At 61.8% G+C, this 25,275-nt stretch carries 28 protein-coding genes and 2 tRNA genes; 22 read left to right on the forward strand and 8 right to left on the reverse strand.

Going from position 1 to position 25,275, the window contains the following annotated elements:
- Nucleotides 1–5: 5 nt before the first annotated feature.
- The 15 genes from HA052_RS11125 (at nt 6) to HA052_RS11190 (ending at nt 10,646) form a co-directional block, all read left to right on the forward strand.
- Entirely contained in the window at nt 6–1,820 is a 1,815-nt protein-coding gene (locus HA052_RS11125) for an AAA family ATPase (protein WP_166451997.1), read from the forward strand.
- 32 nt (nt 1,821–1,852) lie between these two features.
- Entirely contained in the window at nt 1,853–2,461 is a 609-nt protein-coding gene (locus HA052_RS11130) for a 3'-5' exonuclease (RefSeq protein ID WP_166451998.1), read from the forward strand.
- Between the two features lie 3 nt (nt 2,462–2,464).
- A complete protein-coding gene (locus HA052_RS11135; protein ID WP_166451928.1) occupies nt 2,465–2,677 on the forward strand; it encodes a hypothetical protein in 213 nt (70 codons plus the stop codon).
- 12 nt (nt 2,678–2,689) lie between these two features.
- A complete protein-coding gene (locus HA052_RS11140) occupies nt 2,690–3,592 on the forward strand; it encodes a ribosome modulation factor (protein WP_166451999.1) in 903 nt (300 codons plus the stop codon).
- A gap of 48 nt (nt 3,593–3,640) precedes the next feature.
- Nucleotides 3,641–4,024: a hypothetical protein gene (locus HA052_RS11145; protein ID WP_166452000.1), complete on the forward strand. Its 384-nt coding sequence runs from the start codon at nt 3,641–3,643 to the stop codon at nt 4,022–4,024.
- Nucleotides 4,024–4,317: a hypothetical protein gene (locus tag HA052_RS11150; RefSeq protein ID WP_166452001.1), complete on the forward strand. Its 294-nt coding sequence runs from the start codon at nt 4,024–4,026 to the stop codon at nt 4,315–4,317. Before HA052_RS11145 ends, HA052_RS11150 begins: the two co-directional genes overlap by 1 nt.
- A gap of 413 nt (nt 4,318–4,730) precedes the next feature.
- Complete coding sequence (locus HA052_RS11155; RefSeq protein ID WP_166452002.1) at nt 4,731–5,060, forward strand: hypothetical protein; 330 nt, start codon at nt 4,731–4,733, stop codon at nt 5,058–5,060.
- 88 nt (nt 5,061–5,148) lie between these two features.
- A complete protein-coding gene (locus tag HA052_RS11160) occupies nt 5,149–5,799 on the forward strand; it encodes an ASCH domain-containing protein (protein ID WP_166452003.1) in 651 nt (216 codons plus the stop codon).
- A gap of 6 nt (nt 5,800–5,805) precedes the next feature.
- Nucleotides 5,806–6,096, forward strand: coding sequence for a hypothetical protein (locus tag HA052_RS11165; RefSeq protein ID WP_166452004.1), 291 nt, complete (start codon nt 5,806–5,808; stop codon nt 6,094–6,096).
- Between the two features lie 2 nt (nt 6,097–6,098).
- On the forward strand, nt 6,099–6,527 hold the full coding sequence (locus HA052_RS11170) for a hypothetical protein (protein ID WP_166452005.1): 429 nt from the start codon (nt 6,099–6,101) through the stop codon (nt 6,525–6,527).
- A complete protein-coding gene (locus HA052_RS27370) occupies nt 6,512–7,432 on the forward strand; it encodes a hypothetical protein (protein ID WP_206118868.1) in 921 nt (306 codons plus the stop codon). Before HA052_RS11170 ends, HA052_RS27370 begins: the two co-directional genes overlap by 16 nt.
- Nucleotides 7,425–8,198 (forward strand): hypothetical protein, encoded by a 774-nt coding sequence (locus HA052_RS11180; protein ID WP_166452006.1) that lies wholly within the window; start codon nt 7,425–7,427, stop codon nt 8,196–8,198. The genes HA052_RS27370 and HA052_RS11180 overlap by 8 nt, the downstream gene beginning before the upstream one ends.
- Nucleotides 8,199–8,499: 301 nt before the next feature.
- Complete coding sequence (locus tag HA052_RS11185) at nt 8,500–9,096, forward strand: ead/Ea22-like family protein (RefSeq protein WP_166452007.1); 597 nt, start codon at nt 8,500–8,502, stop codon at nt 9,094–9,096.
- Between the two features lie 240 nt (nt 9,097–9,336).
- Nucleotides 9,337–9,657, forward strand: coding sequence for a helix-turn-helix domain-containing protein (locus HA052_RS28245; RefSeq protein ID WP_369598567.1), 321 nt, complete (start codon nt 9,337–9,339; stop codon nt 9,655–9,657).
- Complete coding sequence (locus HA052_RS11190) at nt 9,540–10,646, forward strand: tyrosine-type recombinase/integrase (protein WP_369598568.1); 1,107 nt, start codon at nt 9,540–9,542, stop codon at nt 10,644–10,646. The genes HA052_RS28245 and HA052_RS11190 overlap by 118 nt, the downstream gene beginning before the upstream one ends.
- Before the next feature lie 14 nt (nt 10,647–10,660).
- Here HA052_RS11190 and HA052_RS11195 read toward each other — a convergent pair.
- From HA052_RS11195 to HA052_RS11230, 8 genes are all read right to left on the reverse strand, one after another.
- Nucleotides 10,661–10,750 (reverse strand) — tRNA-Ser (locus HA052_RS11195).
- Nucleotides 10,751–10,864: 114 nt separating this feature from the next.
- Nucleotides 10,865–12,097 (reverse strand): dicarboxylate/amino acid:cation symporter, encoded by a 1,233-nt coding sequence (locus HA052_RS11200; protein WP_166452009.1) that lies wholly within the window; start codon nt 12,095–12,097, stop codon nt 10,865–10,867.
- Between the two features lie 355 nt (nt 12,098–12,452).
- Entirely contained in the window at nt 12,453–12,731 is a 279-nt protein-coding gene (locus HA052_RS11205; protein WP_166452010.1) for a barstar family protein, read from the reverse strand.
- A complete protein-coding gene (locus HA052_RS11210) occupies nt 12,722–13,174 on the reverse strand; it encodes a ribonuclease domain-containing protein (protein WP_081550215.1) in 453 nt (150 codons plus the stop codon). The genes HA052_RS11205 and HA052_RS11210 overlap by 10 nt, the downstream gene beginning before the upstream one ends.
- A complete protein-coding gene (gene murI, locus HA052_RS11215) occupies nt 13,171–13,953 on the reverse strand; it encodes a glutamate racemase (protein WP_166452011.1) in 783 nt (260 codons plus the stop codon). Before murI ends, HA052_RS11210 begins: the two co-directional genes overlap by 4 nt.
- A 10-nt stretch (nt 13,954–13,963) precedes the next feature.
- Nucleotides 13,964–15,055, reverse strand: coding sequence for an iron-sulfur cluster carrier protein ApbC (apbC, locus tag HA052_RS11220; protein WP_081550219.1), 1,092 nt, complete (start codon nt 15,053–15,055; stop codon nt 13,964–13,966).
- Between the two features lie 153 nt (nt 15,056–15,208).
- Nucleotides 15,209–16,546, reverse strand: a complete 1,338-nt coding sequence (locus HA052_RS11225; protein ID WP_166452012.1) for a CoA-disulfide reductase — start codon at nt 16,544–16,546, stop codon at nt 15,209–15,211.
- 179 nt (nt 16,547–16,725) lie between these two features.
- Nucleotides 16,726–18,120, reverse strand: a complete 1,395-nt coding sequence (locus HA052_RS11230; protein ID WP_166452013.1) for an L-cystine transporter — start codon at nt 18,118–18,120, stop codon at nt 16,726–16,728.
- 127 nt (nt 18,121–18,247) lie between these two features.
- Between HA052_RS11230 and HA052_RS11235 the strand changes: the two genes are divergently transcribed.
- From HA052_RS11235 to HA052_RS11265, 7 genes are all read left to right on the forward strand, one after another.
- Nucleotides 18,248–18,682 carry a hypothetical protein gene (locus tag HA052_RS11235; protein ID WP_166452014.1) on the forward strand — a complete coding sequence of 145 codons (435 nt, stop codon included), beginning with the start codon at nt 18,248–18,250 and terminating at the stop codon, nt 18,680–18,682.
- Complete coding sequence (locus tag HA052_RS11240) at nt 18,682–19,944, forward strand: MFS transporter (protein ID WP_166452015.1); 1,263 nt, start codon at nt 18,682–18,684, stop codon at nt 19,942–19,944. Before HA052_RS11235 ends, HA052_RS11240 begins: the two co-directional genes overlap by 1 nt.
- A 150-nt stretch (nt 19,945–20,094) precedes the next feature.
- A complete protein-coding gene (metG, locus tag HA052_RS11245) occupies nt 20,095–22,155 on the forward strand; it encodes a methionine--tRNA ligase (RefSeq protein WP_166452016.1) in 2,061 nt (686 codons plus the stop codon).
- A gap of 255 nt (nt 22,156–22,410) precedes the next feature.
- Nucleotides 22,411–22,596: a hypothetical protein gene (locus HA052_RS11250; protein ID WP_019103612.1), complete on the forward strand. Its 186-nt coding sequence runs from the start codon at nt 22,411–22,413 to the stop codon at nt 22,594–22,596.
- Between the two features lie 173 nt (nt 22,597–22,769).
- On the forward strand, nt 22,770–23,396 hold the full coding sequence (locus HA052_RS11255; protein WP_346774556.1) for a VC0807 family protein: 627 nt from the start codon (nt 22,770–22,772) through the stop codon (nt 23,394–23,396).
- Between the two features lie 424 nt (nt 23,397–23,820).
- Nucleotides 23,821–23,897 (forward strand) — tRNA-Met (locus tag HA052_RS11260).
- A 148-nt stretch (nt 23,898–24,045) separates the two neighbouring features.
- Complete coding sequence (locus HA052_RS11265) at nt 24,046–25,041, forward strand: 2-hydroxyacid dehydrogenase (protein ID WP_166452018.1); 996 nt, start codon at nt 24,046–24,048, stop codon at nt 25,039–25,041.
- Nucleotides 25,042–25,275: the final 234 nt, after the last annotated feature.

The raw sequence follows: 25,275 nt of genomic DNA on the forward strand, positions 1-25,275 counted from the left end.
ACGACATGAAAATCAACGCGATTATCGCGAAAAACTTCCAAGGCCTGCGACACGCGGGCCTTTCTCTTTCCAGCCGCATCGCGCTGATCGCCGGCGACAACGGCGCGGGCAAAAGCTCGCTGCGAGACGCCATCGCGATGGCGCTGTCCGGCCTGCCGTCGCGGGTGGCCAAGAAAAAGGACTTTGGCCAACTGGTGATGGAAGGTCAGAAGGGGGCGTCGGTAAGCGTCGAGTTTGACGACGGCCGCGTCGCCACGCTGAAACTGCCGGACGGCAAGGTCGTCTTCGCTGGCGGCGGCGCGCTTGAGGACTCGGAAAGCTTCCGCGCTGCGCTGCCGTTCGCTCTGAACCCGGCGGCATTCGCAGCTGCAGATCCGGATGCGCGGCGCTCCGCGCTGTTTGCCTTGACCGGTTGCGGCGTGGACGAACGCGGCGTGGAGCAGCGCTTGCTCGAACGCGGCGTGGAGCAGCGCTATATAGACGCGGTGCTGCCGGTGGTGGGCGCGGGGTTTCCGGCGGCCGAGGCCGACGCAAAGCGGCGCGCAACCGAAGCGCGCGGCGCATGGAAAGGGGTGACGGGCGAGGTGTACGGCGACAAGAAAGCCGAGGACTGGAGCGTCGACGCGGTGGAAGTGCCGGATGCGGAAATCCAGCGGGCCAAGTCAGCCGCACAGGCGGTTCAGGATGAAATCGGCCAGTGCCAGCAGAGCCTGGGCGAGTTGCGGGCTCGCAAGCAGCAGCAGGATGACCGGCAGCGCCAGGCCGCCAAACTGACTGAGCTGGCGGCAATGCTCCCTCGCATCAGGAACAAGCTGAAGCAAGACCAGCTTGATCTGGCCAATGTCCGTGATCAAGTGGAATCCATCACCGCCGGCCCTGTGCGGCGCGTTGGTCTTGTTCATGACCTGGCGCGTGCGCTGAATGTGTCGCTGACCATGGCCATTCCTTTTGGCGACATGAATGCGGAACAACGTGGGCACTTGAAGGCCGCCGGCCAGGTGCTGGATCAGTACTCAGCGGAGCATGGCAGCTTGGCCGACGACGGTATCCCGCCGAGCGCTCAGGATCTGGCGCGCCTGCCGGATCTCCAGCATTCGCTGGACATGATGAGCCGCGCGGTGGCCAACGATGAGCGCGACCTGAAGATCGCAGAAGACGCAGAGGCGCAGCTGAAAGCATTGAGCGACGGAGCTGCGGCGCCGGTATCCGAGCATGAGGTAAGCCAGCTGGCCGAGCGGATCAACTCGTTGCAGGACAGCCACAAGCAACTGGCCGCTGACTTGGCGCGGCTGCTGGAGAAGCACCGCGAAGCCGCCGAGGCGGTCCAGCGCACCAAGCAGGCCGCTCTGCACCACGCCGACGTTCAAGCCTGGTCGGCGGTGACCAGCGCCATGGCTCCGGACGGCATCCCGGCCGAAATTCTGGCCGAGGCGCTGCGCCCGGTGAACGACCGCTTGTTCGAGCTCTCGCAGATGGCTGGCTGGTCGCGGGTGCAGATCAGCCGCGAAATGGACATCAGCGCCGACGGACGTCTGTACGGCCTGCTGTCCGAGTCTGAGCAGTGGCGCGCGGACTGCGTTATTGCGCTGGCGCTGTCGATCATGAGCGGACTGCGCATTGTGCTGCTTGACCGGTTCGACGTGCTGAGCATGGCCGGCCGCGGCCAACTGCTGGACCTGCTTGAAGGCCTGGACGACCAGATCGACACCGCGCTGGTCTTCGGAGCGCTGAAAGCGGCGCCGGAGAGCGACGAGATCGTCCAAGCCATCTGGATTCAGGACGGCGAGGTCGCCGGCCAGGATCTCGCGAAAGCCGCCTGACCTTTCTGACCATGATTACCAAAGGAAAACCCATGAAACCCATTCTGTTCTACGACACCGAGACGACTGGACTGCCGCAGTGGAATCTGCCGTCCGAAGACCTGTCCCAGCCCCACATTACCCAGATCGCTGCCGAGCTGGTCGACGAGGACAGCGGCCTTGTTCTTGCCGGCATGAATCTGCTGATCAAGCCGGACGGCTGGGTCATCCCGGACGATGTCGCCGAGCTGACCGGCATTACCACCGAGCTCTGCGAAGCCTTCGGCGTCGCGCTCGGCCAGGTTATGGACCTGTTCTTGGGGCTGTGGAGCCGTGCGGATATCCGCGTCGGTCACAACGAATCGTTCGATATGCGCATGGTCCGCATCGAGCTGATGCGCGTGTATGGCGAGGCCGTGGCCGATGACTGGAAAGAGGGCTCGGCGTTCTGCACATGCTCGAACAGCACCAAGATCGTCAACTTGCCGCCGACCGAGAAGATGCTGGCCGCCGGCAAGAAAAACGCCAAGCCGCCGAACCTGGGCGAGGCCTTCGAGTTCTTCACCGGCCGCAAGTTGGACGGCGCGCACAATGCCATGGTGGATGTCGCCGGCTGCCGCGACGTGTACTTCGGGATTCTGAAACACCGCAAAGCGGCGTAGGCCATGAGCCGCGTCATCTCCACGCGGCCGGCAAGCTCGCTCTATACGCCCGACCGGCTGCGAGACCTTCTCTCAGACGCGGAAACCAACGCCCACAGCGATTGGGACCGCGACTTCATCGAAACCATGCATGCACGGCTGAAGCAGTATGGCATGGGCATGCACATCAGCAGTCTGCAGCGCCATCACCTTGAACGCATTGCCTCCTCAATCTGAAAGGATCACCCCATGCAAGACAACAAAGACTTCCGCGCGATGACCTCCGACACAATCGGTAAAGACCTGCTCAGCGCGCTGGTGGCTGAAGTGAAGCTGCTGCCGGATGTCTGGCAGAAGCTCAGCCAGGCCAAGCAGGACGACGTGATCGAGCGTATGCGCAAGCGCGTGGAGTCGAACGTCAAAATGGCCATCCACCTGCTTAGCTCGGAAGGCCGCGTCACCGTGCCCGCCCATCTTGAGCAGTTCGTCAGCAAGGACGGCGTGAAGGTCCAGTTTAAAGTTAATCAGAACGCCGCCGGCGTCGTGGATCTGATGCGCGCCACAGGCAAGACTTGCTTGCTGGTGGTGGCCAACGCCGACGAAAACCTCGGCGGCATGGACGAGATCGTCGGCGAACCGGACCAGCGCGCGATGGACCTCGGACACGAGTACCACGACAACGACGGCGGCGGCATGGACGACATCTTCGGCGGCGATGTAGTCGACGCGGAGTTCGTATCCGACGCGCCGCAGTTGCCGGCGCCGGGCGATGAAACGCCGACGGAAGAACAGCTCGACAAAGCCTTCGATGACGGCTACGACGCGGCGCTCTCCGGCAAGCCGGAGAGCGATTGCCCGATCATGTCCGGCGCGCTGTGCATCGAATGGGTCAAAGGCTGGAAGGAGTTCCACAAGGAGCTGGCCGGCGGCGATCAGGCAGAGCCGAACGGCGGGGACGGCCCGGAACCCGATGCGCCGGCCGCTACCACGAGCCCGGCGGTGCGCTACCAGCATCCGGACGATTCCCGCCTGACGTGGACCGGCCGCGGCCGTAAGCCGGCTTGGGTTCAGGCCTGGCTTGACGCCGGCGGCACGCTGGAGCAGTTGGACGCCAATAGCAGCAACGACGCAGACACCGCGGCTGCCGCGTAATCACCGAATCACACCCGGGCGCCGTGGGCGCCCGCTGAGGACCACAACATGACCATCATCGCTATCGCCATCCCGGCAGAGCCCCAAGAACTGGCCGGCCGCTTGGAGCGGCTGACGACCGCGCATCGCGCACTGAAGGCGCGGGCGATCATTCTTGAAGAGCAGAGAAATGATTCGCAGAAGGCGGTGGAGTGGAATGCAAAGCTCCGCCAGGCTCTGGAGCTGGAGGTGCGCCAGCAACAGCGCCAGTTGGCCGACCAGGGCGTCGAGATCGAAGGCTTGCGCGCCGAGGCCGAGCGTGTCGAACTGCTGGAGCGCCAGCTCGAAGCGCGCGACCGCCGTGTCATCGAGTTGGAAGCCGCGTTGCATGTCGCGCTGCTGCCGACCGAGTCCCGCAGCAACGTGATCGATCTCGTACAGGCCGCGGCGTGATGTACCCCGACATCAAGAGCGATCCGCGCGTCGTCCCCGGGCTCGCGCATCTCTTCTATCGGCCTGAGCCGAAGAAGAAGCGCCCCGCCGGCGCGCGGTACTCGCTGGATCGGGTGGAGCATCGCGTCGAGGACATGCCCAGGGGCGAGTTCACGAGCGCTGACGTCGCCAAATTGCTCTGTCTCAGCATCGAGTCTGCGCGGCTGATCTGTACCGATGCTGTCAACGCCGGGCTGTTGCAGATCGTGCGCAGGGAGCGGCAGCTCAAGATATACAAGAAGGTGAGCGCATGATCTCGGCGATCTATCCGACGTTTGTCGGGGCGATCATCCAAACCAATGATTATCTGCGACACTCAGAAGTGCCGCTGCCGCCGTAGCCAAAGCAGCCATCATGGTCCAGAAGGCAGAGGTTCTCGCGTGTCTGGCCGAATCTTGTGCTGCCGCTATCGACTCAGCCGTCTCTCTCTTTCTCTCTGCCTCCTCAGCGCATTGAAATTCCCACAGAACTTCTTGGGCAATCACTGCGCTTTCATGGTTTTGATTTTGAGAGATCCAGCGCCTTAATCCCTCTGGACCCTCCCTTTTCAGTTTTTGCCTGTAAGGCTCCCGATCATCCATAGCAACTCCGACAAAAGTTAACGAGAGGCAAATTTAGCAGATGTCATTGCTATCGGGAGGCTGAAACCTATTTGAAGGAAAACGCCATGCAACACCTGGAACTGATACCCGATACCGGCGCCGCCCTGGCCGCGATCAACGAAGCCCACGCAAGTGGGCTTTTTAACGCCAAGCAGACCATGCAAGTGATCGTCAGCGAGCGCGACCACAACCACAGCCTCAACGTCGTGACCGTGACGATATCCAGCGCCTGCCCGAAATGCGGCGGCCCGCGCGGCAAGCCGGCCATGCAGCGCTACTGCGAAGAGGGCTGGTTTTACAGCGTCCACAACTGGACCAACCCGTGCGGCCATGTCGATTACTACCCGGATGTGTTGAGGGAGGCGCGCGGCCTGATGGCGCAGCGCTCGGCATGACCGGCCGCCGGGTCCACACCGGCTATCGAGATGGCCGGATGGTAATTCGATGGGTCGCCGCGGCGGCCCTTACTTATTGGGAGTGAGCATGAAAGAACGCCCGATGCTGTACACCGGCGCCATGGTTCGAAAAGTCCTGGCGGATGCAAAGACCCAGACGCGGCGGGTTGTGAAAGGTGCACCGTCGCTTGTCCGCTGGAATCCGATAGTGGTTGCCGGCCGCGCCGGTTGGGAGGACGAACATGGCCGCCCCATCATCTGCCCCTACGGGGAGCCCGGCGACCGGCTTTGGGTGCGGGAGACGTGGGGCGTCATCAGCCACTCGTGGGACAGGCACGGCAATAGGGTTAAGTGGACCCCAAACCGGCCGGCCACGGCAATCAGCGAGATGCCATTCGGCAATGGCTACTACTCCGGCCACGTCATCTATGCCGCTGATGGCCCGAATGAATGGTCAGACGACGACGATGGTGGCGGCGAGCCCCGTTCGCTGTGGCATCCATCGATCCACATGCCGCGGGCTGCCTGCCGCTTGATGCTGGAGATAACCGACGTCCGTGTTGAGCGGTTGCAGGATATCAGCGAGGCGGATGCTGTGGCAGAGGGCGGCCCGGTAGATCACCCCAATGGCACTGCCCGTGGGTGGTTCGAGCAGTTATGGGAGAAGCTATACGGCGCCGGCAGCTGGGATGCGAACCCATATGTGTGGCGAATTTCGTTCAAACGAGTTGAGAGGTGAGCGCAAATGAAGAAAACAGTCGAAGTCACCATGACATTTGAAGTCGAACTGGACATTGCTGACGAACACCTGACGCCCGAATCTATCGCTGAATTCGAGAGCTTCATGTTCGATGTAGGCGGAAGTCAAGACGGTATTTTCAAATATGTCGCCTCTCAGTTTGCTGACCAATCTGACCCGCGTTTTGTTGAGGGGGTCGGCAAGGCTGAGTGGGAAAAAACCTGCGATCCGGATGCAGAGGCTGCCATCAAATACCAGGTTCGCAACCTGGAAGTAGACGCGGAGGTGATGGAATGACAATGCAACAGAACTCCAAGCCCAACACGCCGCCGACGTCCGTCGCAATTGCATACGGGACCATGCTGCACGCCTGCAAGGCGATGGTTTCGGCTCAGCACGCTGGACCGATCACCCCCGAGATGTACGTTGCCTGGGACCAAGCCCAGCACATTGTCAAAAACGCCGAAGCCAAGCCGGTGATCCAAACCATCGTGATGATGCAGCAAGCCCTTGAAGTCGCGGAGGAGGAGCTGTGCACCCTTGGTGCTCTGCTCACAGAAGAAGGGTTTGAAACTTGGGCAATCAAGCTGGCGCTGGACGTGGTCCGCATCGCTCTATACGGCGGTGATGGCGACGGCCAAGGCCCGGAGCATTTCACAATCGCTCTTGCAGCGCTCAAGGCGCAAAACGACAAGGAAGAGAGGGAGGCAGAATGCAACAGAACCTGATCGACGCGGCGCGCGCTGTTATCGCAGCAGACCGCGCCGGCGAGCTGACCGACGAACTGATCGACGCGCTGGAGAAGGAAACCGATACGCCGGATGTCCAGATGGCGCAGGTGTACCGCGCGCAGCTTAAGACACGCGCTCAGATGGAGCGCGACATTCCGGAAGGGCAACGCGGATGGTGGTACGACGTGGCGCACGGGGAAACCTTGACTCTTCGTCAAGCCACTCAAGCAGATCTTGATCGGTGCACGCTCAACCATGACTGCAGCAGGTCTCCTGCTGACCATATGTGCGAGACGTTCGATCGCAGCTCGTTGGTGTCCAAGGCAGCGATTGCACACATTAACCCGGAGCAGCACACATTTGCCGCCATAGCTGCAAAACAGCACCCCGATGACCTGGCAGTCGACCGTTTCGCCTTGGCGATGAAGGCCAAGCTCGCGGACGCGCGCGCCAAGGGCCGCACCGGCTGGGACGACCCGGCGAAATGCTCTGTCGAGTTCCTGGCGCAGCTGCTCGTCGGCCACATCGGCAAAGACAACGCCGGCAACTTCGAGGACGTGGCCAATTTAGCGATGATGCTGCACCAGCGCGGCGCCGATCCGTCGGTGTTGGCTGAAGCGGCTGGTGCAAGGCCAGTCGAATCCACGGCCCCGATATCCACGCAGTGGTGGCTTGCCGAACTGGACCAGTATGGCAGCCCGAAATTAGTGGATGGCGACCATACCGATATGGCCGGAGCCAACCGCGCGCTGTACTTGATAAACGCTCTTGGCCTTGGCGCCGGACGCAAGTACGCAGCCGCAAAGGTCCAGTTGTTTGAAGCGGTTCCGGATGGCCGAGGCGTGAATCAAGGAGCCATCAAGCAGGTCAACAGGACCAGATTGGAGCGTGGACATGACTGAACTGGAAAAGCAGCTGCTCGATGTAGCGCGCTCGATACTGGCAGACGACATGCTGCCGCTTCTGCCGGCCGAGTATGTGGCCAAGGTTCGCTCTGCCATCGCCGCCGCCGAGGCCGCAGCCACCAGCGCCCAGCCGGCGCCCAACTATCCGGCCGTTCCGGAGGGTTGGGCCCTCGTGAAGTCGCCGATTACCGAGGACATGCATCGCGCCGCGGTGAAAGTGCTGGTTCGGGCGAACGGTGTCGACGGCCTGCCTCAGCGAATGCTTGATGCCATGGTCGCCACCGCGCCGCCGGCAACCGTCAAGGATTCCTTGATAGTTCAGCAGGCGCCGGCCGGCCGGCTGTCGTACTTTGCTTACGACCCAGACACGGGATTTGAACAGTTCAACACCGAAGCCGAGGCCATGAGTTTTGCGCAGGAATCCATCGACGCGTACCGCGACGCGGCTGGCGATGGATGGGACGAAGGCGTCGAGAATGTGTGCTGGGGCGTAGTCCACGGGACGACTCAGCAAGTCGCCGTTGAAGATGACTACGACGGGCGCGACGGCCTGGGCGACATGCTGTTCGTTGATTACATCCTCACAGGCCCAGCGCCGGCGTCGGCCCAGGTCGAACAGCAGGCGCCGGCTATCGACGCGACTCAGATCGTCGAGCAGATCGCACAGCAGTGGGATGAGTGCGAGTACGACGGCATCGACATCGGCGCAGCAATCCGCGCGGCCGCCACGCGCCTGGCGGCAGAGGCGAAAGGGGGCGAGTGATGGCCGGCAGCGTAATCAAGCGCTTCAGCACCACGACGGAGAACGGGTTCATCAAGCATGACGACCACCCAAGCACCTTCGAAGAAGCAGACCGGATTGCGGGCCGGCGGCTGGATCGTAGGAAGGCTTACGCGATTATCGACGGCGAGGTTTGCGAGTCCGCGACCTGGAGCCAGGCCTGCAGCGGATGCTACGAGGGGCGCGACAGCTATTACGGAACCGGTTCTGGCTGCAGCGAATGCGGTTACACCGGCCGGTGCCGGCGCGGGTGGTGGGCACCCATTAAGAGAGGAGCGGCAGCATGATCACCAAGGAACAACTGGCAGAGCTGACCAGCCTGGCGCGCGCGGCGACGCCCGGGCCGTGGGAAAACCAGACCAGCAACGGATGGCGCCGCGTGGGCACAACCTCCGCAAGCCGCGGGTGCATAGATGGTGACGTCGTGGCCAACGGCGCGGCCTCACCGGCGGACATGTCCTTCATCGCCGCAGCCAACCCCGCTATGGTCCTTGCACTGATCGCTGAGTTGGCGCAAGCACACGAAGCACGTCGCGAGGCTCAACTGGCCGCGCAGGAAGCGCAGACGTCGCGAGACAGTACGGTCACGCAGGTTCGTCGGGAGCTGGGCCAGCGCATAGTTTCTCAGGAAAAGGACGCGGCGCGGTATCGCGCTATGCGCGATGGGCTGGTATCTGGCGAGCTGGAAAACAACCCGATGGGCGAGGCGATGTATGAGCTTGGGGAACGAGTATGCGGGGAACGCGGCCATGATGCCATTCCAACAGCAGCGGAATTCGACGCGGCCATCGACGCCGTGATGGCGCCACCGCGCTGCACCTGCCCATCGGGTGGCTCGCTTCGCTGGCCGTGCACGCGGCATCCGCCGGAGTCGGCGTGACAACCGCGCCGCCGGCGCCGCCCATATACCGCTACATCCAGCGGCGCGGCGCCGAGGTCATCTACCTGGGCCCGGAGCCGCCTGAGCCTACGCCTGGTACGAGCTGCACCCGTAGCGAGTGGCTGCCGGACAAAACGGCGGAGTGGGGCGGGGATTGGTCACCGCCGGAGATTGTGTTTTGAGGGCTGCCCGAGGGTGGCCCTTCTTCTTTATATGGGCATGGGCATGGACGAATCGACGATGGGCATTGGCCAGGCTGCCGTGTTCCTTCATTGCTGCGAAGACACGGTATATCAGCTGGCGCGGAAACAGAAGTTACACGGTCGCAAAGTTGGCCGTGCATGGGTGTTTTTGAAATCTGATCTTGTGAGCTACCTCCGGGCGGACCAGAATGAAGGCCGGCAGGAGGCACAGGTCGGCGAAGAGAAAGGAGCAGTATGCCGATCTATCAAAGAGGAAAGACTTGGTGGTGCGATTTCGCAACGCCAGGCGGAAGCAGAGTTAGACAATCTCTTGGCACGCGTGACAGGACGCAAGCCCAGGAACTCTACGACAAATTGAAGTCGGAGCGCTGGCGGGTCGAGCAGTTGGGCGAGACGCCGGCTTACACCTGGGATGAAGCGTGCGTCCGCTACTTGCGTGAGAAGGACAGCAAGAAGAGCTTGTCCGACGACGTCACGAAGATCAAGTACTTCACCGGCTACTTCCGCGGCCGTGAGTTGCGCTCGATCAAGCGTGACGAGGTAATGGATGCGGTCTCAAAGCTGGTTCATGTGCGGGGTGTGTCGATTGGCCATCGCTGGGAAACCGGCAAGCCGGTCAGCGATTCGACAAAGAACCGGTATCTGGCGTTTGCGTCTGCTTTATTCAGGCTGGCTGCGAACGAGTGGGAGTGGATTCCGAAAGCTCCGGTCTTTAAGAAGCGCAAGGAAGCCAAGAGCCGGATTCGGTGGCTTAAGAAAAGCGAGGCAGCCCGGCTGCTATCCGAGCTCGCCCCGCACTTGAGGTCCATAGTGCAATTTGCTCTCGCTACTGGATTCCGTCACGCCAACATCATCGGCTTGGAGTGGTCGCAGGTCAATCTGGTCAATAAAATGGCATGGATTCACCCGGACCAAGCAAAGGCCGGCGAGGCCATCGGGATGCCGTTGAACGCAACAGCGTTGGAAGTTTTGGTTGCCCAGGTAGGGAAGCATCCGAAGTATGTGTTTACTTACCGTGGGTCAAAGCTGAAACAGAAGGCCGCGACGGGGTTCAAGAATGCGCTTAAGCGTGCGGGGATCAACAATTTCCGTTTCCACGACTTGAGACACACTTGGGCGAGTTGGCTGGTTCAAGCTGGGGTGCCGTTGCACATCATCCAGGAGCTGGGCGGATGGCACTCGATCGAGATGGTGAAGCGGTATGCACACCTTGCGCCGGAGCATCTGCGCGAGCATGTGGAGAGTATCGACAGCCTGATCGACAGCGGTACAAATCTGTCACAGGTGTCCCTGACTGAAGAGGAAACGCAGACAAGAAAAAAGGCGCTGTTTGCGGCAGCGCCTTGATTCATCTGGGTTTCTGGCGGAGAGGGAGGGATTCGAACCCTCGGTACGCTCGCACGTACGCCTGATTTCGAGTCAGGTACATTCGACCACTCTGCCACCTCTCCGACTCAGAGTGGGGCATTCTATTGGGCAAGGGTTTAGCTGTCAATAGCCTTGCTGCGATGAGCGATAAAAAACGCCGCCCGGAGGGGCGGCGAGTTCAACGGAGCAGACCATGCTCAGTGTTTTTTCAGCTCGCCTTCCCACTTGGCCACCACCGCGGTGGCGATGGAGTTGCCCACCACATTGGTGGCGGAGCGGCCCATGTCCAGGAAGTGGTCGATGCCCAGCAAGAGCAGCAGGCCGGCTTCCGGAATGTTGAACTGAGCCAGGGTGGCGGCGATCACCACCAGTGAGGCGCGCGGCACGCCGGCCATGCCCTTGGAGGTGAGCATCAGGATCAGCAGCATGGAGATTTCCTGCGCCAGCGTCAGATCAATGCCGTAAGCCTGGGCAATGAAGATGACGGCGAAGGTGCAGTACATCATCGAGCCGTCCAGATTGAAGGAGTAGCCCATCGGCAGCACGAAGCTGGCGATCTTGTTGGAGCAGCCGAAGCGCTCCAGCTGTTCCAGGGTCTTGGGGTAAGCGGCTTCGGAACTGGCGGTGGTGAAGGACAGCAGCAGCGGTTCGCGCATCATGCCCATCAGCTTGAGCACGCGGGTGCCGATGAACAGGCCCCCGATCAGGATCAGCAGGCCCCACAGGATGCCGATGGACAGGTAGAACTCCGCCATGAACTTGCCGTAGGTGGCGAGGATGCTCAGGCCTTCCTTGGCCACGGTGGCGGCGATGGCGCCAAACACGGCCAGCGGCGCGAACAGCATCACGTAGCTGGTCACTTTCAGCATCACGTGGGCCACCACGTCGATGGTGTCGATCAGCAGCTTGGCGCGTTCGCCCAAGGCCGCCATCGCGCAACCGAAGAATACCGAGAACACCACGATCTGCAGAATCTCGTTGGTGGCCATCGCTTCAAACACGCTCTTGGGGATGGCGTGGGTGATGAAGTCCTTCACCGACAGCGCGCCGACCTGGATGCCGCTGGTGGCGTGGCTGTCCGGCAGCGGCAGGCCAAGGGCCACGCCCGGCTTGAGCAGGTTGACCATGATCAGGCCCAGCGTCAGCGACATCAGCGAGGCGCTGATGAACCACAACATGGTTTTGCCGCCGATGCGGCCGACGGTCTTGGCGTCGCCCATCTTGGCGATGCCTACCACCAGGGTGGAAACCACCAAGGGCGCGATGATCATCTTGATCAGGCGCAGGAAGATGTCGGTCAGAATGGAGATATTGCTGGCGAAGGCTTGGATGTCGGCTTCATTGGCGGCGTTCTCGCGGTAGAGATAGCCAGTGATGATGCCCAGCACCAGGCCGATGAGGATCAGCCCTGTGAGTTTTTTCGACTGCATTGAGAAGTTCCTACCTGTATTTGAGAGCGTTTTGATAACAACACGGCAAGTTCGCAATGAAACAATGCCGGCGCCGGTCCGGTGGAGGGAGCAGCCGCTTCGTGTGTGTCAAGGTTGCCGATGTAGTGGCCTGCCTACGTTATTGTTGTTTGATTTTATTGGCATTGCTGCCAGTTGTAGGACAGTTGTTGACCTATTTAGGGGTGGGATTATAGTGAATTAGCGAACGCTTGTCTTTGTTGTATTTCGAGTCTTGAATTTCGCAGCGGAGTGTGTGTTGCGGAAACGAATGATGATGAACTTGCCATCGGGATGAGGGGCCGCCCCCGGCGCCTTGCGGCGGCGGCCTAGTATGTCAGTGGTGGATGTCCAGCGTGACGTCGCCGCGCTCTTCGGCCACGGTTTCCAGAATTTCCAGAATGGTGGCGTAAAGGTCCACGCCCAGCGCTTTGCGCGCTTCCTCGGTTTCGCGCCAGACGATTTCGAATGGGCCCGCCACGTCTTTGGCCAGGCTGTCGTACAGCGCGTCCAGATTGCGGCCGAAGTGGGCCGGCAGGAGCAACTGGCGGCTCAGCTCGTCAAACAGCTGGTCCAGGCTCTTGATGTGGTGCAGTTCGCAAACTTTCACTGGCATGGTGGCACCTCGATGAAGCGGTTGTAGTGGTCCACGGTGATGAAACGTTGACCGGAACCGGAGAACACGATGCGGTAAGCACCGCGCTTGCCCCCTTTATAGTTCAAGTCGGCTTCCTGCCATTGCCCTTTGGGCAAGCGTTTTTCGTAATTGCCGAAGCGGTCGCCGCCTATGGATTTGCCGTTGAGGCCGGGCACGCTCCACAGGCTGCGGCCAGGCTGCCAGCCGGCGTTTTTGGCTTGGCGTTTATTGATGAATTGCGGCGGTAGCTGGCCGTTCTTGCCCAACTGGCTTAGCACCGCGCTCAGTTCGTTCTGGTTGAGCCGGTTGCCGGCTTGCTGATTGATCTGGGCCGCCACCAGCGAGCATTGGGGCAAGGCCCAGGCGGCGGGGGCGGCGATCAGGCAGGCCAGCGCCAGCAGGCGCGATAGACGTGGAATCATTGGGCTTGCTCCATGGGCAGGGATTCAACCGGATAATCGGCGCCTATCAGCAGCGGCAGGATGCGGCGCATGCCGGCGCTATCGGCGTCGGTGGTGATGAAGCGGTAGGCCGGCTCGGCTGTGGGCGCGGCGTCCGGCAGCAGCGAGGTCACGCGACGGGCGATGGCTTCGGCCGGATCGTACAAGGCGATGCCGTCGCCGGTCAGCTCGCGGATCAGCGGCTCTAAAAACGGATAATGGGTGCAGCCCAGCGCGATGTGGTCGACGTTCTCGCCAAGTAGCGGCCGCACTACGTCCGCCACCAGTTCGCGCGTGCGCGGGCTGTCGAGTTCGCCTGCCTCCACCTGTTCCACCCAGCCCGCGCCCACGCGGCGCAGCACTTCAACGTGGCCGGCGTGGGTGTCCAGCAGTTTGCGCACCCGCTCGCTTTGCAGCGTGGCCTGGGTGGCCAGCACCGCGATGCGGCCGGTGCGGCTCATGGCCGCAGCCGGCTTGATCGCCGGCTCTATGCCCACCAGCGGAATGGAAAGTTCGCGACGCATGGCGGCGATGCCGGCGGTGGTGGCGGTGTTGCAGGCCACCACCAGCAGGGTGGCGCCTTGTTCTTGAAGGTAGCGGCCCATCCTGACGCTGCGCTCGGCGATGTCGCTGTGGCTGCGTTGGCCGTAGGGGCAGTAGGCCTGATCGGCCAGATAGGTGATGCCCCAGCCGGGCAGCGCGGCGCGCACGGCCTTCCATACCGAAAGGCCGCCGAGGCCGGAGTCGAACATCGCGATCATGAGGCGTGTGTCAGTTGTTCTGGATGACGATCTTGGGGAATTTGCCGGAGAAGTCCTGAGCTTTCTCGCCCACCTTCACCGCCACTTTGCGGGCGATGGCCTTGTACAGTTCTGCCACCTTGCCATCCGGATCGGCCGCCACCGTGGGGGTGCCGCCGTCCGCCGCCAGGCGGATGCCCATATCCAGCGGCAGGGAGCCCAGCACGTCCACGCCGAAGTCCGCCGCCATCCGCGCCGCGCCGCCTTCGCCGAAGATGTGTTCGGCGTGGCCGCAGTGGGTGCAGACGTGGATGGCCATGTTCTCCACCATGCCCAGGATGGGAATGCCCACTTTCTGGAACATGGTGACGCCCTTGCGCGCGTCCAGCAGCGCGATGTCCTGCGGGGTGGTGACGATGACGGCGCCGGTGACCGGCACTTTTTGCGACAGCGTCAGCTGGATGTCGCCGGTGCCCGGCGGCATGTCGATGACCAGATAGTCCAGATTGTCCCAGCGGGTGTCGTTGAGCAGCTGTTGCAGCGCCTGGCTGACCATGGGGCCGCGCCAGACCATGGCCTGGTCCGCGTCCACCAGATAGCCGATGGACATAGTCTGCACGCCGTGGCTTTCCAGCGGCTTCAGGCTCTTGCCGTCCGGGGTTTCCGGACGCTGGCCCTGCAAGCCCATCATCAGCGGCTGGGACGGGCCGTAGATGTCTGCGTCCAGGATGCCGACGCGCGCGCCTTCCGCGGACAGCGCCAGCGCCAGGTTGGCCGCGGTGGTGGATTTACCCACGCCGCCCTTGCCGGAGGCGACGGCGATCACGTTCTTGACGCCGGAGAGCAGCGGCACGCCGCGCTGGGCGGAGTGGCTGGTGATCAGGCTGCCCACGCGCACGCTGAGTTTGCGTTGCTCGGCCAGCGGCGCCAGCGCGGCTTCGAAGCGCTGGCGCACGGGCTCGTGCTGGCTATTGGCCGGATAGGCCAACACCACGTCCAGCGACAGTTCGGCATCGCTGATCTTGATGTTTTTCACCGCCTTGGCGGCGACGAAGGGTTTGCCGGTGTTGTCGTCGATCAGGCTGGACACGGCTTCCAGCACTTGAGCATCGCTGAGTGACATGCTGTTTTCGGTTCCCGGTGAGGACTGGAAAAGGCGGGTGAGCTTGGAGAGCATGGGGAGGACATCCGTTGAATCTGTGGCTGTCCGGCAGTGTACCCCAACTTGCCCGCGCTGGCATCGGCGCGGGCGGGAAGGGCGTCCCGCCGGCCAGGTTTATTTGACCACGTTGCCGGCGACGTTGAGTACGTCCCAGGTGCGGGCGAAGGGGGGCGCGTAGCAGAAGTCCATCATGCCCAGTTCTCGCGCGCTGACGCCTTTGGCGATGGCCACGGCCAGCGCGTCCAGCCGGTGCACCACATCGCCGTTGCGGCCTATCATCTGCGCGCCCAGCAGCCGTTGGCTGCCGGTTTCGTAAGTCAGCTTGACGTGGACTTCCGCCTGGCCCGGCACGTAATTGGTGTGATTCTTGTCCTTGACCAGCACGCTTTGGCAATCAAAGCCGGCGGCGCGCGCCTGGGTTTCGGACAGGCCGGTGCGCGCGGCGTCCAGAGACAGCATCCGCACCGCGGCGGAGCCCAGGGTGCCCGGATAGGCCTGGCGGCCGCCGGCCAGGTTCTCGCCCACCAGCCGGCCCAGCTTGTTGGCCCCGGTGGCCAGCGCCACGTAGACCGGTTGGCCGGTCAGCTGATGCGGCGCGGCGGTGCAGTCGCCGGCGGAGTAAATGTCCGGCAGGCTGGTTTCGCCGTAAGCGTTGACCACGATGGCGCCGTTGCCCAGCCGCGTAAGGCCGGCGTCGGCGACGAAGGCGGTGTTGGGGCGGATGCCTATGCTCAGCACCACCAGATCGGCCGGGTATTCGCCGCGATCGGTGAGCACGCTTTGCACCTTACCGTCGCCGCGCAGCGCGGTGACGGCCTCGGACAGGTGCAAGGCCACGCCGTGTTCGCGCAATTCCTGCTCCATCAGACCGGTGATTTCGGCGTCGAAGGCGTCCGGCATTACCCGCTCGGCCAGCTGGATCAGGCGTACGCGCTTGCCCAGGCGGACCATGGCTTCGGCCAATTCCAGGCCGATGAAGCCGGCGCCGATGATGGTGACCTCGCGCACTTCCTCGCGGGCCGCGGCCGCGCGCAGCGCCAGGCCGTCCTCCATTACCCGCAGCGTGTGCACGCCCGGCAAGTCCAGGCCAGGCAGCGGCGGCCGGATTTCGCTGGCGCCGGTGGCGATCATCAGCTTGTCGTAAGCGGCGTCGAAGGCTTCGCCGTCCGCCAGCCGGCGCACCCGCACCCGCTTGGCGGCGGGGTCTATGCTCAGCGCCTGGTGGCCGGTATGCACGCGGATATGGCGCTTGGCGAAGTCTTCCACGCTGAATTCGGCCATATAGCCGGGCTCGTCGAACTCGCCGCCGACGAAGTAGGGCAGGCCGCAAGCGCCAAAGGAAATGACCTCCGACATCTCGTAGACGTCGATTTCAGCTTGGGGCGCGCTGCGGCGCGCCTTGGCCGCCGCGCTCATGCCGGCGGCTTCGCCGCCGATGATGACGATTTTCATAGTGTATTCCCGTCGGGGTTATTGCTGTGCCGCGCGGCGCCGGCTCGCGCTGGGGCGGGCTCGGTCTGCATCGCGGGGCTGTTGGCCGCTTTCATGGAAAAACCGCCGAGGATGCTTAGTTTACAGGCTGTAAATAGGCATTCCCAGGCGGTTTTCAAGGCTGATTCGCGCGCAGAGCGTTAAGCCATTTCTTCGTCCAGATTGATCTCGCGGTCGCTATTGAACACCTGCATATCGGTCTGGCCCAGTAGGCGGCTGGTCACGGTGCCGGCGGTGATGGAGCCGCTGACGTTGAGCGCGGTGCGGCCCATGTCGATCAAGGGTTCGATCGAGATCAGCAGGCCGGCCAGCGCTACCGGGAAGTCCAGCGCGGACAGCACGATCAGGGCGGCGAAGGTGGCGCCGCCGCCAACGCCGGCCACGCCGAAGGAGCTGATGGTGATGATGGCGATCAAGGGCACGATGAAGTGCAGATCCATCGGATTGACGCCCACGGTGGGGGCAATCATCACTGCGAGCATGGCCGGGTAGATGCCGGCGCAGCCGTTCTGGCCGATGGTGGCGCCGAAGGAGGCAGCGAAGTTGGCGATGCCGTCCGGAATGCCCAGCAGCTTGTTCTGCGTGGCCACATTCATCGGAATGGAGCCGGCGCTGGTGCGCGAGGTGAAGGCGAAGGTTAGCACCGGGATCACTTTCTTCGTCCAGCGCAGTGGGTTGACGCCGGCCAGGCCCACCAGCAGCAGGTGCACGGCGAACATCAGCAGCATCGCGCCGTAGGAAGCCAGTACGAAGTTGATCAGGTTGACGATGTCGGCCCAGCTGGAACCGGACACCACCTTGGTCATCAGCGCGAACACGCCGTAGGGGGTTAGGCGTAGCACCAGGGTCACCATCCGCATCACGATGGCCTGGGTCACGGCGATGAAATGGTTGAAGCTGGCGAACAGCTCGGGCTTTTTGCGGGCGATGCCGGTGGCGGACAGGCCTACCAGCACGGAGAAGATCACCACCGCGATGGTGGAGGTCTTGCGCGCGCCGGTCATGTCCAGGAAGGGGTTGGCCGGCAGGAAGTCCAGCACCAGCTTACTGAAGGACAGGTCTTCCACCGTGCTCAGGTTCTTCACCAGCGATTCGCCGCGCGCCACTTCGGCGGCGCCGGCGGTCAGGCCCTCGGCGCTGAGGCCGAACAGATTGGCCATCAGAATGCCGGCGCCGGCGGCGAGCATCGTGGTGAACAAGAGCACGCCCAGGGTGGCGGCGCTGATCTTGCCCAGCGAGGAGCCGCCTTCCAGTTTCAGCAGCGCGGCGATGATGGACACCATGATCAGCGGGATCACGATCATCTGCAGCAGCTTCACATAGCCGGAGCCGATGATTTCGCTCAGCTCCAGACAGGCGGCCAGCGCCGGCGAACCGGGTTGAACCAGCCATTGCAGCGCGGCGCCGAAGGCGACGCCCAACGCCAGGCCGGTGAAGACCCGCTTGGTGAAGGAAACGTGGGTGCGTTGCTGCTGCCACAGCAGCGCCAGCAAGGCCAGCGTGACGGCTAGCGTGGCGATGACGGTCAAGGTCATGGGAAACCCCTTAATCTATTTGGTTTTGTCGTCAGGTTTCACTGGCCGCCCAGGCCGGCTGAGTACTGGAGATTTTGGGTGGGGCGGCGAGCTGGGCTCAGGGTAGCGACGGCTTGGCGTCGGCATTTTGAGCGAGGTCAGACGAGCGTGGAATCCTGATAAAAAGCTTCATCCAGGCCGGGCGATACGCGAGGGAATACGCGCGGCCAAGCCGGGAGATACAGTGATAAAGGCGCGATTTTACCGAGTTTCCACTCGTTTTACTTATATTAATAAGAATAAGCTTATTGATTGTTTTTCTATCAGCCGTGCGGCGATTTTGGGCCGGGGCGATAAAGCGAAGGGTCGCAATGGCGTGGCGCGTTGTCCCTCTTGCATGGGTAAGATTGATTGTCTTGACTGCAAATGGCTGTTTTTATTGCGTTTGTGGCAAAAATTGCTTTGCGCGGTAGGTGTTCTGCAGGTACAATTACGCCCTTTTTTCGCTTTATTGGCCCTTGTCCCGGCCGCATGGGCAAGCGCGCCGCCGCTTGCCGGTCTCAGAAAGGCTGCATCTCCGTAATGTCCGCTCTACACGCAAAGCTTAGCCGTTCCAATCTATTGTTCCCGCTGGCTCTGGTTCTGTTTGAATTCGCCGTCTACATCTGCAACGACATGGTGCAGCCGGCGATGTTGGCCGTGACCCGGGAATTCCTGGTCGACGCCTCCTGGGTGCCTGCGTCCATGACCGCCTTCCTGCTGGGCGGCGCGCTGCTGTCCTGGCTGACCGGCCCCTTGTCCGACCGTATCGGCCGGCGGCCGGTGCTGCTGTTCGGCGTCGCCTACTTTACCGTGACCTGCCTGGCCACCTATCTGGTCAGCTCCATCGAAGCCTTCATCGCGCTGCGCCTGCTGCAGGGCATCGGCCTGTGCTTCATCAACGCCGTCGGCTATGCCGCGGTGCAGGAAGCCTTTGAAGAAAAGGCCGCGGTCAAGGTCACCGCGCTGATGGCCAATGTGGCGCTGATCGCGCCCTTGGCCGGTCCGCTGGCCGGCGCCGCGCTGATGGAGCTGGCGCCGTGGCGCACCAGCTTCCTGCTGATTGCCGCGCTGTCTTTCCTGGCCTTGTTGGGCCTGCTGTGGAAAATGCCGGAAACCACTCAGCCCAGCCATGAAAAGCTGCCGCTGGCGCAGATGGGGCGTGATTACCTGAAAGTGTTCAGCAACGGCCGCTTTGTGTTGTCCGCGCTGTGCATTCCCTTGCTGGCGCTGCCGCTGATGGGCTGGATCGCCATGTCGCCGGTGCTGCTGATCCATGATCTGCACATGAGCGCGCTGGAATACGGCTTGATGCAGCTGCCGGTGTTTGGCGGCCTGATCGCCGGCAATCTGGCTTTGGTGCTGGTGGCAGGCCGCTGGCCGTTGGGCCGTTCCGCGCTGATCGGCATGTGGCCCATCGTGATCGGCCTCAGCCTGATGTTGTCCGGCGTGTTGTGGTCCGCGCATCCGCAATACTTCATGGTGGCCGGCATGACGCTGATGGCCTTCGGCGAAGGTTTGGCCTTCGGCGTGCTGTACCGCTTCGCGTTGATGTCCTGCGACGCCGTCGGCAAGGGCACGGTGTCCGCCAGCATGAGCATGCTGTCCATGGCCGGCTACGCGCTGGGCGTGGAACTGTTCCGCATCGCTTATCAGCAGGCGGGCATGCTCGGTTTTGCCTGCCTGTCGCTGGCCTTCTCGCTGGCCTATGTGCGAGTGGCGCGCCGCACCGTGCGCTGGGCGATGCTGGAGCGCGCGCAGCAAGCAGAAGCCAAGCAGCTGGAACTGGCTAGCCAGGGTTCTTGAGCCGGCGCCTGATTCCGCAAACAAAGCCCGGCCGCGCATGCGGGTCGGGCTTTGTTTTATCTGCGGCCGCATCCCGGAATCCATCGTGACCGCCGGGGGCGACTGCCTCTATAATCGATCGTTTCAGATCGCACCTTTGGAACAATCCTAATGAGCAAACGCAAGATTCTGGTGACCAGCGCACTGCCTTACGCCAACGCGGGGCTGCATCTGGGTCACATGCTGGAACAGATTCAGACCGATATCTGGGTGCGCTTCCAGAAGATGCGCGGCCACGAATGCTATTACGTCTGCGCCGACGACACCCACGGCGCCCCCATCATGCTGGCGGCGGAAAAACAGGGCATCACCCCGGAACAGCTGGTGGACAGCGTGCGCGAACTGCACCTGGCGGATTCCCAGGGCTTCCTGATCGGCCACGACAACTACTACAGCACCAACAGCCCGGAGAACAAGGCGCTGGCGGAGCAGGTGTATCTGGCCTTGAAGGCCGACGACAAAATCGCCTGCCGCACCATCGAACAACTGTTCGATCCGGAAAAGCAAATGTTCCTGCCGGACCGCTTCGTCAAGGGCGAATGCCCTAAGTGCAGCGCCAAGGATCAGTACGGCGACAACTGTGAAGTCTGCGGCGCCACCTACAACCCCACCGAACTGAAGAACCCGTACTCGGCGGTGTCCGGCGCCAAGCCGGTGCTGAAAACCTCCGAGCACTATTTCTTCCGCCTGGGCGAATGCGCCGACTTCCTCAAGCAGTGGACCGGCGGCAGCAGCGTGCGCTCAGACGGTGCGACCCAGCCGCATCTGCAGCCGGAATCGCTGAACAAAATGAACGAGTGGATTTCCGGCGGCTTGCAGGACTGGGACATCAGCCGCGACGCGCCGTATTTCGGCTTCGAGATCCCCGGCGCGCCGGGCAAGTACTTCTATGTGTGGCTGGACGCGCCTATCGGCTACATGGCCAGCTTCAAGAATCTGTGCGATCGCAGCGGCCTGAACTTCGACGAATGGTTCGGCAAGGATAGCCGGACCGAGATGTACCATTTCATCGGCAAAGACATCCTGTACTTCCACGCCTTGTTCTGGCCGGCGATGCTGAACTACTCCGGCCTGCGCGCGCCTACCGGCGTGTTCGCCCACGGCTTTCTGACCGTGGACGGGCAGAAGATGTCCAAGTCTCGCGGCACCTTCATCCAGGCCAAGAGCTATCTGGATTGCGGGCTGAATCCGGAGTGGATGCGCTATTACATCGCCGCCAAACTGAACGGCCGCATCGAAGACATCGATCTGAACCTGAACGACTTCGTCGCGCGGGTGAATTCCGATCTGGTGGGCAAGTTCGTCAACATCGCCAGCCGCTCCGCCGGCTTCATCGCCAAGCGTTTTGACGGCATGCTGGCTAGCCAGGTCAGCGACGGCGACATCCTCGCCAAGCTGCAGGCCGCCGCCGATGAACTGGCCGCCGCCTTCGAAGCGCGCGAATACGCCAAGGCGCTGCGCGATGTCATGGCGCTGGCCGACGTGGTCAACGCCTACGTGGACGCCAACAAGCCGTGGGAGCTGGCCAAGCAGGAAGGCCAGGACGCGCGCTTGCAGGAAGTCTGCACCGTGTTGATCAACGCCTTCCGCCTGCTTGCCATTTACCTGAAGCCGGTGCTGCCCAAGCTGGCCGAAGGCGTGGAAGCCTTCCTCGACGTGGCGCCGCTCGCCTGGAGCGACGCCGCAAACCTGCTGTTGGGCAAGAAGATCCATGCCTACCAGCACCTGATGCAGCGCATCGACCCGGTGCTGATCGACAAACTGATAGAAGCGAACAAACAGAATATGCAAGCTACCGCAGACGCCCCGGCCGCCGCTCAATACGAGCCGCTGGCCGAAACCATCAAGATCGACGACTTCGCCAAGCTGGACCTGCGCATTGGCAAGGTGCTGGAGTGCAACTTCGTCGAAGGCTCGGACAAACTGCTGCAGTTCACCGTGGATATGGGCTTTGAGAAGCGCAACATCTTCTCCGGCATCCGCAAGGCTTATCAGGAGCCGGAAAAACTGGTGGGCCGCAATGTGGTGGTGGTGGCCAATCTGGCCGAGCGCAAGATGCGCTTCGGCGTATCGCAAGGCATGATCGTCTGCGCTTCCGGCCAGGACGACAGCGAAGGCCTGTTCCTGCTGGACGCCGATCAAGGCGCCAAGCCGGGCATGCGCATAGGCTGAGCCGGTAGTTCCTAATCCTGACTGTTCTTTTTGCTAGTTGGGTCCCGCGGCCCCTGCTGTCATATTGGCATGCAGGGGCCGCGTCATTTCGCGGCCCCGAAATCTTCACCGGGCTGTCATCTGAGGCTGTTACATTCACTGCAAGCCAAATGCGAAACATTCTCGTCCGGCTGGCGGAACTTTTGAAAATATGGTATGTCTCTAGATGAAATGAATTTTGAACAACCCAAAAAAAAGAAAAAGGAATGAACCATCATGAAAATTTCTCAACTGAAACCCGGCTACAAAATCCTTGAGCACAAGGACAGCGGCTCTACCATGCATTACGAAGTGGTCAGCATTCGACAGGTTGGCAAGATGTTTGAAGTGACTTTCAAGTCCGCCTTGGGCTTGGCCAGCGCCTTGTATCCCGCCAATGCCTTCATTCAGGCGGCCGCCTGATGCCACTTCCCTGCGTTTGTCCATTCCATTGCGCAGATTACAGATGAAGCCCCGCAAAACGCGGGGCTTTGTTTTTGGCCGGTCTGTTTCTTCCCCTGCGAAAAACTCAAGTCAGGCAGTTGACGTTTCGATGCAAATTGTTCATGCTTTTTGCATTTGATGGCGGAGGTTCCGTGCCGCAACGAGCAAAACTGATACTGGAAATCATCGTTAATTTCCTGCTGCCCTGGCTGTGTTACCGCTATGGCGAGCCGCGTTGGGGAGAAGCCGGCGCGCTGATGTTCTCCGCCTTGCCGCCTGTATTGTGGAGCGTGGTCGAGTTGCTGCGCTTCCGGCGAGTGGACGCCTTGAGCCTGCTGGTGCTGCTGGGCATAGGCTTGTCCTTGCTGGCCATGCTGCTGGGCGGCGACGCGCGGTTGTTGTTGCTGCGCGAGTCCCTGATCACCGGTTTGATCGGTTGCGGTTTCTTGTTGTCTTTGGCGCTGCGTCGGCCGCTAGTGTTTTATCTGGCGCGGGCGACCTTGGCGCGGGAGTCGGAGCAGGGGCGGGAACGGTTTGAACAGTTGTGGCGCGTTGACGGTTTTAGACGCGCCATCCAGCAGATGACGCTGTGGTGGGGTTTGGGCCTGAGCCTGGAGGCCGGGGTGCGCGCTTATCTGGCCTGGACTTGGCCGGTGGAGCGTTTTCTGCTGGTAGCGCCCTTCATCAGCTACGGCGTGATGGGCGGGTTGTGCCTGATGACTTTGCTGTATCGCCGGCGGATGCGACGAGAAGCCGCCGTGGCCATGGCCGCGCTTTGAAGCGGATCGCGGCGAATAGACAAAAAAAAGGGCCGCAAAAGCGGCCCTGAAGTTCCGTGATGAACACTTAGGAGGAAAGACACGGCTGCTTGTTTTGCGGCTTCGCTGGCAGTCGAAACCGCAGCGGCAATGTCTTCCAAAATGCACAAGATCGCGACCGCATCGGCAGTGCCTGTTGGCAGACAGGCGGCTGACTTCTCGGGCCGCAATCGCTCGGGGAGAACGACTGCGCTGACCTTGAGTTCACTTTAGCCGGTCTTTGTTGATCAGGTGTGTGGCAGTAAAGATCAACTGTTAACAAGTATGAATCGTCTTGGTGCGGACTTTCTGCGTGCCCGTAATCTTTTTTGTCAAAAGACTTGACCAAGGAAACGGGGCGGGGTATAGTTCACTCCTCTGCACGAAACACGGCAGACAGATCAGACGCGGGGTGGAGCAGTCTGGTAGCTCGTCGGGCTCATAACCCGAAGGTCGTAGGTTCAAATCCTGCCCCCGCAACCAAGTTAAAAAGCCCGAAGCTTACAAGCTTCGGGCTTTTTGCTTTTTTAGTCTCGCCCGGGAGGGCCGGAATTGGCTGCGCGCCAGGCTTTTAGTTGAGAGAAGAGCTGCTTTATAGTGGTTTCATCTATTCACATTCGGGAGCCTCAGCATGCGCATTGCCGTTTTTGACGCCAAGAATTACGACCGCCAGGCACTGGAGGCCGCCAATCAAAACCACCACCATCAACTGCAGTTTTTCGAACCGCGCTTGAGCTTGGACACCGTGGGGCTGGTTCAGGGAGTGGCTGCGGTGTGCCCTTTCGTCAACGACAGGCTGGACGCCGCGGTGGTGGCGAAGCTGGCTGCGGCGGGGGTGAAGCTGGTGACTTTGCGTTGCGCCGGCTACAACGGCGTGGATCTGGCGGCTTGCCGTCAGCACGGCATCGCGGTGACCCGGGTTCCGGCCTATTCGCCGCACGCAGTGGCCGAGCACGCCTTCGCTTTATTGCTGGCGGTGGTGCGCCGCATTCACAAGTCCTACACCCGGGTGCGGGAGATGGACTTCTCGCTGGATGGGCTGGTGGGTTTCGATCTTCACGGCAAGACCATGGGCGTGTTGGGCGCCGGCCGAATCGGCCGGGCCACGATGTCCATCGCCCGCGGCTTCGGCATGCGGGTGCTGGCCTATGATCTGTACCCCAACGCCGAACTGGCGGCTAGTCTAGGTTGCGAGTTTGTCTCTTTGGAGGAAATATGGCGACAGGCGGATGTGATCAGCCTGCATTTGCCGTTGACGGCGGAGAGCCGGCACCTGATCAATCGCGATACGCTGGGGCGGATGAAGCCGGGCGCGGTGCTGATCAATACCAGCCGAGGCGGCCTGGTCGACACCGCCGCCTTGTTGGAGGCGTTGAAGGCTGGGCGCTTGTCCGGCGTGGGCCTGGACGTGTACGAGATGGAAGAGGGCGTGTTTTTCGAGAACCTGTCGGAAAGCGGGCTGCAGGACGATCAGCTGGCGCGTTTGCTGACCTTTCCCAATGTGCTGGTGACTTCCCACCAGGGCTTTCTGACGCGGGAGGCGCTGATGAATATCGCCGACACCACCTTGGGCAATGCCGGCGCTTTCGAGCGGGGAGAGGCGCTGGTCAACGCCATCTCCGTCTAGTTGGAGCGGCTAACAAAACCACGCAGAGAAGCTGAGCCAAGGCGCGCCGACGCAGGCAGTACGAGTCGTACGACAAGGAGGCGCAACGTAGGATCAGGGGTTTTGTTAGCGGGTCTTAGAGCCTGTTTACGATCTCGCGAGCTAAGGCGAGACAAGGCGAAAACGGCTGAGAAAGCGGAATGTACACGTGGTACATGAGCATTTCGACGAGGTTTTCAACGCCGTATCGCCGAC

Origin of the sequence: Chromobacterium fluminis, from assembly GCF_011602385.1 — a bacterium.
GTDB classification, from domain to species: domain Bacteria; phylum Pseudomonadota; class Gammaproteobacteria; order Burkholderiales; family Chromobacteriaceae; genus Chromobacterium; species Chromobacterium fluminis.

Coding starts and splice junctions, on each gene's coding strand:
- HA052_RS11200 (WP_166452009.1), bottom strand. CDS start 12,097: ATGCAGTCGAAAAAACTCACAGGGCTGATCCTCATCGGCCTGGTGCTG.
- HA052_RS11135 (WP_166451928.1), top strand. CDS start 2,465: ATGAGCCGCGTCATCTCCACGCGGCCGGCAAGCTCGCTCTATACGCCC.
- HA052_RS11165 (WP_166452004.1), top strand. CDS start 5,806: ATGAAGAAAACAGTCGAAGTCACCATGACATTTGAAGTCGAACTGGAC.
- HA052_RS11185 (WP_166452007.1), top strand. CDS start 8,500: ATGATCACCAAGGAACAACTGGCAGAGCTGACCAGCCTGGCGCGCGCG.
- HA052_RS11170 (WP_166452005.1), top strand. CDS start 6,099: ATGCAACAGAACTCCAAGCCCAACACGCCGCCGACGTCCGTCGCAATT.
- HA052_RS11250 (WP_019103612.1), top strand. CDS start 22,411: ATGAAAATTTCTCAACTGAAACCCGGCTACAAAATCCTTGAGCACAAG.
- HA052_RS11150 (WP_166452001.1), top strand. CDS start 4,024: ATGTACCCCGACATCAAGAGCGATCCGCGCGTCGTCCCCGGGCTCGCG.
- HA052_RS11240 (WP_166452015.1), top strand. CDS start 18,682: ATGTCCGCTCTACACGCAAAGCTTAGCCGTTCCAATCTATTGTTCCCG.
- HA052_RS11230 (WP_166452013.1), bottom strand. CDS start 18,120: ATGACCTTGACCGTCATCGCCACGCTAGCCGTCACGCTGGCCTTGCTG.
- HA052_RS11225 (WP_166452012.1), bottom strand. CDS start 16,546: ATGAAAATCGTCATCATCGGCGGCGAAGCCGCCGGCATGAGCGCGGCG.
- HA052_RS11125 (WP_166451997.1), top strand. CDS start 6: ATGAAAATCAACGCGATTATCGCGAAAAACTTCCAAGGCCTGCGACAC.
- HA052_RS11180 (WP_166452006.1), top strand. CDS start 7,425: ATGACTGAACTGGAAAAGCAGCTGCTCGATGTAGCGCGCTCGATACTG.
- HA052_RS27370 (WP_206118868.1), top strand. CDS start 6,512: ATGCAACAGAACCTGATCGACGCGGCGCGCGCTGTTATCGCAGCAGAC.
- HA052_RS11210 (WP_081550215.1), bottom strand. CDS start 13,174: ATGATTCCACGTCTATCGCGCCTGCTGGCGCTGGCCTGCCTGATCGCC.
- HA052_RS11155 (WP_166452002.1), top strand. CDS start 4,731: ATGCAACACCTGGAACTGATACCCGATACCGGCGCCGCCCTGGCCGCG.
- HA052_RS11265 (WP_166452018.1), top strand. CDS start 24,046: ATGCGCATTGCCGTTTTTGACGCCAAGAATTACGACCGCCAGGCACTG.
- HA052_RS11205 (WP_166452010.1), bottom strand. CDS start 12,731: ATGCCAGTGAAAGTTTGCGAACTGCACCACATCAAGAGCCTGGACCAG.
- HA052_RS28245 (WP_369598567.1), top strand. CDS start 9,337: ATGGGCATTGGCCAGGCTGCCGTGTTCCTTCATTGCTGCGAAGACACG.
- HA052_RS11130 (WP_166451998.1), top strand. CDS start 1,853: ATGAAACCCATTCTGTTCTACGACACCGAGACGACTGGACTGCCGCAG.
- apbC (WP_081550219.1), bottom strand. CDS start 15,055: ATGTCACTCAGCGATGCTCAAGTGCTGGAAGCCGTGTCCAGCCTGATC.
- metG (WP_166452016.1), top strand. CDS start 20,095: ATGAGCAAACGCAAGATTCTGGTGACCAGCGCACTGCCTTACGCCAAC.
- HA052_RS11140 (WP_166451999.1), top strand. CDS start 2,690: ATGCAAGACAACAAAGACTTCCGCGCGATGACCTCCGACACAATCGGT.
- murI (WP_166452011.1), bottom strand. CDS start 13,953: ATGATCGCGATGTTCGACTCCGGCCTCGGCGGCCTTTCGGTATGGAAG.
- HA052_RS11145 (WP_166452000.1), top strand. CDS start 3,641: ATGACCATCATCGCTATCGCCATCCCGGCAGAGCCCCAAGAACTGGCC.
- HA052_RS11160 (WP_166452003.1), top strand. CDS start 5,149: ATGAAAGAACGCCCGATGCTGTACACCGGCGCCATGGTTCGAAAAGTC.